7 protein-coding genes are annotated in these 8,595 nt (G+C 71.4%); all 7 read left to right on the top strand.

Translation table 11 applies throughout. The features are described from left to right. Nucleotides 1–444: 444 nt before the first annotated feature. The gene (locus HCR68_RS05320; RefSeq protein ID WP_167147171.1) at nucleotides 445–1,440 is read left to right on the top strand and encodes a Bax inhibitor-1/YccA family protein; all 996 of its coding nucleotides are present in this window, start codon (nucleotides 445–447) and stop codon (nucleotides 1,438–1,440) included. A 239-nt stretch (nucleotides 1,441–1,679) separates the two neighbouring features. Next, nucleotides 1,680–2,087 carry an FKBP-type peptidyl-prolyl cis-trans isomerase gene (locus tag HCR68_RS05315; protein ID WP_167147168.1) on the top strand — a complete coding sequence of 136 codons (408 nt, stop codon included), beginning with the start codon at nucleotides 1,680–1,682 and terminating at the stop codon, nucleotides 2,085–2,087. Between the two features lie 169 nt (nucleotides 2,088–2,256). Continuing rightward, on the top strand, nucleotides 2,257–3,297 hold the full coding sequence (locus HCR68_RS05310) for a S66 peptidase family protein (protein ID WP_167147165.1): 1,041 nt from the start codon (nucleotides 2,257–2,259) through the stop codon (nucleotides 3,295–3,297). 405 nt (nucleotides 3,298–3,702) lie between these two features. Beyond that, nucleotides 3,703–4,197 carry a YjdF family protein gene (locus HCR68_RS05305; RefSeq protein WP_167147162.1) on the top strand — a complete coding sequence of 165 codons (495 nt, stop codon included), beginning with the start codon at nucleotides 3,703–3,705 and terminating at the stop codon, nucleotides 4,195–4,197. A gap of 247 nt (nucleotides 4,198–4,444) precedes the next feature. After that, nucleotides 4,445–6,331: a dihydroxy-acid dehydratase gene (gene ilvD / locus HCR68_RS05300; RefSeq protein WP_167147159.1), complete on the top strand. Its 1,887-nt coding sequence runs from the start codon at nucleotides 4,445–4,447 to the stop codon at nucleotides 6,329–6,331. Nucleotides 6,332–6,506: 175 nt separating this feature from the next. Next, complete coding sequence (locus tag HCR68_RS05295) at nucleotides 6,507–7,535, top strand: ATP-binding cassette domain-containing protein (RefSeq protein WP_167147156.1); 1,029 nt, start codon at nucleotides 6,507–6,509, stop codon at nucleotides 7,533–7,535. After that, the gene (locus HCR68_RS05290) at nucleotides 7,532–8,566 is read left to right on the top strand and encodes an ATP-binding cassette domain-containing protein (protein WP_167147153.1); all 1,035 of its coding nucleotides are present in this window, start codon (nucleotides 7,532–7,534) and stop codon (nucleotides 8,564–8,566) included. Before HCR68_RS05295 ends, HCR68_RS05290 begins: the two co-directional genes overlap by 4 nt. Nucleotides 8,567–8,595 lie beyond the last annotated feature (29 nt).

The raw sequence follows: 8,595 nt of genomic DNA, 5'->3' as shown, positions 1-8,595 counted from the left end.
CAGCTCGGTGGCTGCGGGACGGCTGGTGTCCGGCGGCGGCTGAGTCGCCTGGTTTTTCCCGGGGACCAACCGGATGACTCCAGCCTAGGAACGCGCCGTCGTCGGCGAATCGGCCGGGGTGACGAACCCGTAACCGGACGAAGCCTGGCCGCCAGAGGGATGCGGATCATCCTGGAGGATGAGAAACGATCGGTCGGAGAAACCGCGGAGGCGGAAGGACGGCGCTGGAACCAGGTGCCGGAGGCTCCCGAATAGGACCCCAACAGGGATGGGTATCTCTCCCCTGGGGACTACGTCCTGAGGGAAAAGGGTTTCCCTCACCGTGCCGGGGATGCGCATAATGAGCGCAGTTTCCGGTAGCGGCCCTCAACCGGTCGGCCGGGCTGCGAGCGGAGGTCCCTCCGGACCGTCCGCCCCAGACCCCTCAGAGAGGACGAGAGGATCATGAGCAACCCCTTCTTCAGCCGTAGCGCCGCCTTCCAGGAGGGCGCCCGGGTGGCAGGGTCGGCCCCGACCCAGACACCCAACGGCTACCCCACGATGCCCGGTTACCAGGCCGGACAGTACGGGCAGCAGCCGAGTCAGTACGGCCAGCAGGCCACCGACTACGGGCAGCAGTACGGCCAGTACGGTCAGGCCTCCAACCAGTACGGTCAGACCACCGGCTACGGCCAGGTGAGTCCTGAGCAGATGGCCGGCCTGGAGGCCCAGTACCAGGCGCCGTCGGCCACCAACGCGGACATGCGCCGCATGACCTACGACGACGTCATCATCCGCACCGCCGGAATGTTCGCCGTCATCCTGGCCCTGGGCGCCCTGTCCTGGAACCTGGTGACCAGTACCGACGAGTCGGCCTTCGCTCTGGGTGGCATGGCGATGCTCTCCGGCATCTTCGGCAGCCTCGTCCTGGGAATCGTCAACTCCTTCAAGCGGGAGCCCTCCCCGGCCCTCATCCTGGCCTACGCGGCCTTCGAGGGCCTCCTGCTCGGCGGCATCTCCGGCTTCATGGAGGCCCGCTACGAGGGCATCGTCGTCCAGGCCGTGCTGGCGACGCTGGCCACCTTCGGTGCGATGCTCGCCGCCTACTCCTACGGCGGCTTCCGGGTCCAGGGGCGGTTCCGCCGGGTGGTGGTCGTGGCCACGCTTGGTTACGCACTCTTCAGCCTCATCAACCTCGGCCTGTCGATGACCGGCGTGGTCGGCGGGGCCTGGGGCCTGCGCTCCATGACCATCATGGGGATCCCGCTGGGCATCCCGCTGGGAATTATCGGGGTCATCCTGGCCTCCCTCTTCCTGGCGATCGACTTCGAGTTCATCGAGAACGGGGTCCGCAACGGGCTGCCCCAGCGCTACGCCTGGGCCGCCGCCTTCGGGCTGGTCGTCACCATCGTGTGGCTCTACGTGGAGTTCCTCCGCCTGCTGAGCTACTTCCGCGACTGACTCAAGCCGCGCCATCATCTCGTTCGGGGCCGGGACGCGTCACATGCGTCCCGGCCCCGTTGCGTGTGTCCGGTGGGTGCCCGCCGCGCGCCACGGCAGGGTCGCCTGCCCCGGGGCGCCCGCAGCGCAGACCCCGCGCCAGGCCTGTGCAGGGCGCTGGGCGACTCCCGCCCGGACAGTTCGCGCTGGGCCGAGGCTCGCGGCGGTGTCGGGCCTGGGCCCTCACGTAGGCTCGCCGCATGATCAACATCAACATGCCCTCTGTCGAGGGTGCCAAGGGCACCAAGCCCATGCTCACCTTCCCCGGCCCCGAGGCCCCCGAGGGGCTGCAGGTCCAGGTGCTCGACGCCGGTGACGGCCAGGTGGTCGAGGCCGGCGACACGATCGTGGCCAACTACCTGGGACAGATCTGGGGCGGCGACGTCTTCGACAACTCCTACGACCGCGGCCAGCCGCTGAACTTCCAGGTCGGCGTCGGCATGGTCATCCGCGGCTGGGACGACGCCCTCGTGGGGCAGCGCGTGGGCTCGCGTCTCCTGCTGTCCATCCCCTCCGAGCTCGGCTACGGCGACCGCGGCGTCCCGCAGGCCGGCATCCGCGGAGGCGACACCCTCGTCTTCGTCACCGAGATCCTGGGCGTTCTGTAATCGGGCGCGGGGGCCTCTCATCCGCCCCTGGGCGCCTCGACGTCGACACGACCTGCGGGTGGCCCTCCCCTCGCGTGGGGAGGGCCACCCGCGTAAGTACTGACCACACGAAGCCGTGGAAGGAGCCGGATGCTTGCGGGCTCCCTCACGCGGCTGCTATGACGGCGCGATGAAGCTGCTTCCACCCAAGGCCCGTGCCGGTGATCGCGTTGCGATCCTGTCCCCATCCCTGGCGGCCCCCGGCTTCGCCCCGGCGGTTCACGAGCAGGCCATGGCCAGGCTCGCCGCTCTCACCGGCCTGGTCCCCGTGGAGTACCCGACCACGAGGCAGCTCGGCGCCTCGCCCGAGGAACGCGCCCGTGACCTCAATGCCGCCTTCGCCGACCCGAGCATCCGCGCGATCCTGGCGACCGTGGGCGGCGATGACCAGATCGCGGTCATACCGCACCTCGACGGCGCCGCGGCGCTGTCCAACCCCAAGCCCTTCCTCGGGTACAGCGACAACACGAACCTCCACCAGTGGCTGTGGTCGCTGGGCATCGCCAGCTTCTACGGCGGCTCCACCCAGGTCCACGTCGGCCCGGGCCCGCACGTCGACCCGATCCACCTCAACTCGCTGCGGGCGGCACTGCTGACCGGGGCCGAGCTGGAGATCGCCGAGCCGGGGGAGTCCGAGGACATGGGGCTCGACTGGCTCGACCCCCGCGCCCTCACCGAGTTCGGCGAGCGCGAGGCCACCGAGCCCTGGACCTGGGCGGGGCCGTCCCGCTCGGTGACCGGCCCCACCTGGGGCGGCTGCCTCGAGGTGCTCCAGTGGGTGCTGACCGCCGGCCGGTTCCCGGCCGACCCCCATGTCCTGGACGGCGCCGTCATGCTCATCGAGACCTCCGAGATGCTCCCGTCAGCCTCTGAGGTGGCGTGGATCCTGCGCGCCATGGGCGAGCGGGGACTGCTGACCGCCGTCGACGCGGTCCTCGTGGCCCGCCCGCCCGCCTCCTCGCTGGAGGACCGCAGGGACGCCCCGGCCAGGGCCCGATTCCGAGCAGAACAGCGCGACGCCGTCGTCGAGACCATCGGGCACTACAACCCTGAGGCGGTCATCTGCATCGGGGTCCCCTTTGGACACACCCGCCCCCAGTGGATCGTGCCGCACGGTGGGACCATGACTCTTGACGGCGCCTCGCACCGGATCACCGCCAGCTACGCCTGAACGGCCTGGTGCGAGCGCCTCTCAGGTCCAGCCGCGGAGAGCGGTTGAGACCGCCCGCAAGACTGCTGTCAGGCCGAGCGGCTGCTTGACCGATGCCTGAGCGGCCTCTCACCGGCAGGAGACCGCAGGGCTGCCGCACGAGTGCGCGCTTGCTGCTGCGGCTCGGGGCTGCGACAGCTGCGATACCCTGGAGACGGCGCGCTCGCGCCACACCCGGTATCACGAACTGCACGGTCCGGAGGAAGTCCGGATGACGCCGTCGGGGCCACCTGCCCCGCGCCCGCGCCGATCTCGTCGTGGGCACGCAACAACCAGGCGTTCGTCACCTCGGGGGTTGCCGCTCGTCGGCCGCCACGGGGACTCCAGCTGCACCGGGTGCGATCACTCGCACCCGAAGGAGCTCCCATGCCCGCCTCCGACAACCAGGTCACTACCCCCGCCGCAGTATCGGCTCAGCTCACCGTCTTCTTCGACGGCCGCTTCTGGGTCGGCGTCCTTGAGCACCACGAACGTCATCAAGATGGTGGCGCGGGTACTGTGCAGGCGACCCGGCACGTCTTCGGGGCCGAGCCCAGCGACGTCGAGCTCCACGACTTCCTCCTGAAGCACGGAGGCGATCTCATCGACAGGGTTGCCGCATCCGCGCCGGTACCGGCATCCAGGTCGGCGGGCTCGCCGACGACGGGGCGTCGCCCCAACCCCAAGCGCGCCGCCCGGCAGGCGGCCAAGGATGCCGCCAGAGCGCGTCCCTCCACCGCCGCCCAGGCCGCCCTGGCCGCCGCCCGGGAGGAGACCTCGGCCCGAGTGGCCCGCAACCGGAGCCGGCGCCGCCGCCAGGAGGCCGCGGAGGCCTGGGAGCGCCGTCGTCAGCGGGCCAAGCGCCGCCACCGCGGCCGATGACGCAAGAGGAGCGTTCCGGAAATACCGCCTTCGAGAACCTCATGGCCGCCGTCGGCGATGGGGCGGGCAAGGCCCCGGGATCGCGCCGGGTCAGCGGTATCACGTCTCAGGGAGGGGATGCGGTGCGGCGCCGGGGGCCGGCTGGGGATACGCTGTGGCAACACGGCGTCGTGAAGCGCTGGCCATTCCCCTGAGGCCGGCGCCTTGCGACGCCGTTCCAGTCCGCCTGCCCGAAAAGGAACCGCTCATGCCGCAGTATCGCAGCGCTACCTCCACCCACGGCCGCAACATGGCGGGCGCCCGTGCTCTGTGGCGGGCCACGGGCGTCAAGGACTCGGACTTCGGTAAGCCTATCATCGCCATCGCGAACTCCTTCACCCAGTTCGTCCCCGGGCACGTGGGCCTGCGTGACGTCGGACGCCTCGTGGCCACCGAGATCGAGGCCGCCGGCGGCCTGGCCAAGGAGTTCAACACGATCGCCGTCGACGACGGCATCGCCATGGGCCACGACGGCATGCTCTACTCCCTGCCCAGCCGCGACCTCATCGCCGACTCCGTGGAGTACATGGTCAGCGCCCACTGCGCCGACGCCCTGGTGTGCATCTCCAACTGCGACAAGATCACCCCGGGCATGCTCATGGCCGCCATGCGCCTCAACATCCCGGCGATCTTCATCTCCGGCGGCCCCATGGAGTCGGGCAAGATGACCGCCGCCGACGGCACCACCCGCAAGCTCGACCTCATCGACGCCATGATGGACGCCGCCGACCCCACAGTCGCCGACGAAACCATCAGCGCCATCGAGCGCCTGGCCTGCCCCACCTGCGGCTCCTGCTCGGGCATGTTCACCGCCAACTCCATGAACTGCCTCACCGAGGCGCTCGGACTGGCGATGCCCATGAACGGTACGCTGCTGGCCACCCACGCCGACCGCGGCGAGCTCTTCAAGCGGGTCGGCCACCAGATCGTCGAGATCACCCGGGCCTACTACGAGCACGACGACGCCTCCGTCCTGCCGCGCTCCATCGCCACCAAGGCCGCCTTCGAGAACGCCATGAGCCTGGACATCGCCATGGGCGGCTCCACCAACACCGTCCTGCACCTGCTGGCCGCCGCCCAGGAGGCCGAGGTCGACTTCACCATGGCCGACATCGACCGCCTCTCGCGCAAGGTCCCCCACCTGGCCAAGGTGGCGCCGTCGACGAACCTCTACCACATCGAGGACGTCCACCGCGCCGGCGGCATCCTCGGCATCCTCGGCGAACTCGACCGCGGCGGCCTGCTGGAGACCTCCACCTCCAACGTCCTGCGCTCCACCCTGGGCGACGAGCTCGCCGCCTACGACATCGCCCGCCCCGGCCCCGACGGCGTCCCCGGCTCCCAGGTCAGCCAGGAGATCCGCACCGGCTACCTCGCCGCCCCTGCCGGCGTGCGCACCACCGAGATGTTCTCCCAGGCCTCCCGCTGGGAGTCCCTCGACACCGACCGCGCAGACGGCTGCATCCGCGACATCGAGCACGCCTACTCCGCCGACGGGGGCCTGGCCGTCCTGTTCGGCAACATCGCCGAGAAGGGATGCATCGTCAAGACCGCAGGCGTGGACGAGTCGATCCTGACCTTCTCCGGGCCCGCCGTCGTCTTCGAGTCCCAGGAGGACGCCGTCGCCGGGATCCTCGGCAAGCAGGTCAAGTCCGGCGACGTCGTCATCATCAGCCACGAGGGCCCGCGCGGCGGCCCCGGCATGCAGGAGATGCTCTACCCGACGACGTACATCAAGTCCATGCACCTGGGCAAGGAGTGCGCCCTGCTCACCGACGGGCGCTTCTCCGGGGGCACCTCGGGCCTGAGCATCGGCCACGTCTCCCCGGAGGCCGCGGCCGGCGGGCTCATCGGCCTGGTGCGCAGCGGCGACATCATCGACATCGACATCCCGGGCCGCTCCATCTCGGTGCGCCTGAGCGACGAGGAGATCGAGCGCCGCCGCGCCGAGGAGGAGTCCCGCGGCGAGGCCGCCTGGACCCCGCACGTGGACCGGTCCCGCAAGATCTCCGCCGCGCTGCGCGCCTACGCGATGCTCGCCACCAGCGCGGACCTGGGCGCCGTGCGCGACCTCAAGCGCCTCGGCGTCAAGTAGCCCGAGCGCTTGACCCGCCGCGGACGCACCATAGAGGTCGGCGACTGGCCCTTGTGGGGCCGTCCGCGAGCTCTACGGTGCGACCGCGACGCGCGACAAGCCTCGTAACACGGGTTGGCCGGCTCGACCGATCGCATATTTGAAAATCGTTGTCACTCGCATTTAGAGTTTGCGTGTGACAATCGTTCTCAGATCTCTGGTGGTGCGCTCCGGCGACACGGCACTGGTCGACGGCGTCGACCTGCGCCTCGCGCCCGGAAGCAGGACCGCCCTGGTCGGCGCCTCCGGGGCCGGCAAGTCCCTGACCTGCGCCGCGCTCGCGGGCACCGTCCCGGACGGGCTCTCCGTCAGCGGCTCCCTGACCGTCGAGGCCGACGACGCCGGCTCTGTTGCTGGCTCTGCTGTCGACTCTATTTCTGACCCGGTGGCCGACTCACCCGCCGGCTCTCGCGACGGAGCCGGCGGGGCGGAGGGCACGAACCTGCTGGGGCTGCCAGCCGCGCAGCGCCCGCGCAACTGCCGCATCGCCCTGGCCTGCCAGGACCACTCCACCGCCCTGCACCCCCTCATCCCGGTCGGCCGCCAGATCGCCCTGGCCGCCCGCGCGGGCGGGGCGGGCCCCGGTAGCAGCCGGCAGCTCGCCCAGGAGATGCTTCGCGCCGTCGGACTCGATGCGGAGCTGGGGCAGCGGGTGCCGGGCAGGCTCTCCGGTGGACAGCGCCAGCGCGCCGCCCTCGCGCTCGCTCTGGCCGCCCGCCCCGACGTCCTCATTGCCGATGAGCCCACCACTGCCCTCGACGTCCTGGCCCGCGCCGAGATCCTTGACCTCCTCAGCCGGCTGACCGCCGCGCGCAATGTGGCAGAGGCCGCGGATGAGGCTGACGGCACACACGGCGCTGACAACGCGGACGGTGCTGGTGGCGCCGACTCCGTCCGCGCCGAAAGGGCTCCGGCCCTGCTCCTCATCACCCACGACCTGCCCGCCGCCGCGATCTGCGAGAACGTCGTCGTCCTCCACGACGGCGCCATCATCGAGCAGGGCCCCACCACCCGGGTCCTGTCCCACCCCGAGCACCCGGTGACGGTCGCCATGTGCGAGGCCGCCTCCGAGGAGACCATCGACGGCGCACTGACCGCCGTGGGAGCCTCCGCGACTCGCCTGGGCCGCGAGGGCGGTGCAGTATCGGCCGGGCTCGCCGCATGAGCGGACTCGCCGTGCGTGGCCTGACCCGCTGCCACCCGGGACCCGACGGTGAGCAGAACGTGGTTCTGCACGGCGTCGACCTCGACCTGGCGCCGGGGGAGAACGTCGCGCTGATCGGGCGCTCGGGGTGCGGGAAGACGACACTGCTGCGGGCCCTGCTGCTGCTCGACTCCCCGGGTCCGGGGGACAAGGGGAAGGTCCTGCTCGATGGTGGAACCGTGCGCCGGGGCGGTGCCCGGGTGCTGCGGCCCTTCCGTCGGGCCGTGCAGTACGTGCCCCAGGACGCCGCCGCCACACTCGACCCCCGGCGTACGGTCCTGGCGCAGGTGGCCACCCCGCTGCGCACCCTGGGCGTGGTGCAGCGCCGTGACGAGGCCGAGCGCCGCGCCCGCAGGATGCTGGAAGACCTGGGCATCCCGCGTGAGACCTGGGGCTCCCGGCCGCATGAGATCTCCGGGGGCCAGGCCCAGCGGGTCTCCATCGCCCGGGCACTGGTGCTCCGGCCGCGCTACCTGCTGCTCGACGAGCCGGTCTCCGGGCTCGACCCGGCCCTGCGCCGCCAGACCCTCGACCTGCTCGCCTCCATCGAGGACACCGCCAGGACCGATGAGCCCACCGACGACAAGCGCGATGCCGAGCCCGGTCCCGACCCCAGTCCTCAACCCAACGCTGAGGCCCCGTCGGTGGCCGGGGACCCCGCGAGCACGAATGCGACCGAGGCCGCGTCGCCCTCAGTCGCCGGCGCCCGGCCCGCCCCGGCTGCGGATAGCGCCCGACCCGCCCCGGCTGACCATGGCGCCCGACCCGCCCCGGCTGCGGATAGCGCCGTGCCCGCCCCGGCCCTGCTGGTGGTGTCGCACGACCTGGCCGCCGTCGCCCGCGTCTGCCAGCGCGCCCTGGTCATGGACGACGGCCGCATCGTTGAGGACGCCCCCATGGCCCAGGTCCTTACCCACCCGGCCCACTCCGCCACCCGCGCCCTGCGCGACGCCGTCCCCACCCTGCCCCACTGGTCGCCGACACCCGACTGACGTCCCCCGGCAGCCTCACCCCCAGTTGA

The organism is Actinomyces sp. ZJ308 (assembly GCF_011752065.1).
Lineage (GTDB): Bacteria > Actinomycetota > Actinomycetes > Actinomycetales > Actinomycetaceae > Actinomyces.
The sequence above is the reverse complement of the archived record's forward strand: the minus strand, read 5'-3'. Positions and strand labels throughout refer to the sequence as shown.

Coding starts and splice junctions, on each gene's coding strand:
- ilvD (WP_167147159.1), top strand. CDS start 4,445: ATGCCGCAGTATCGCAGCGCTACCTCCACCCACGGCCGCAACATGGCG.
- HCR68_RS05305 (WP_167147162.1), top strand. CDS start 3,703: ATGCCCGCCTCCGACAACCAGGTCACTACCCCCGCCGCAGTATCGGCT.
- HCR68_RS05290 (WP_167147153.1), top strand. CDS start 7,532: ATGAGCGGACTCGCCGTGCGTGGCCTGACCCGCTGCCACCCGGGACCC.
- HCR68_RS05310 (WP_167147165.1), top strand. CDS start 2,257: ATGAAGCTGCTTCCACCCAAGGCCCGTGCCGGTGATCGCGTTGCGATC.
- HCR68_RS05320 (WP_167147171.1), top strand. CDS start 445: ATGAGCAACCCCTTCTTCAGCCGTAGCGCCGCCTTCCAGGAGGGCGCC.
- HCR68_RS05315 (WP_167147168.1), top strand. CDS start 1,680: ATGATCAACATCAACATGCCCTCTGTCGAGGGTGCCAAGGGCACCAAG.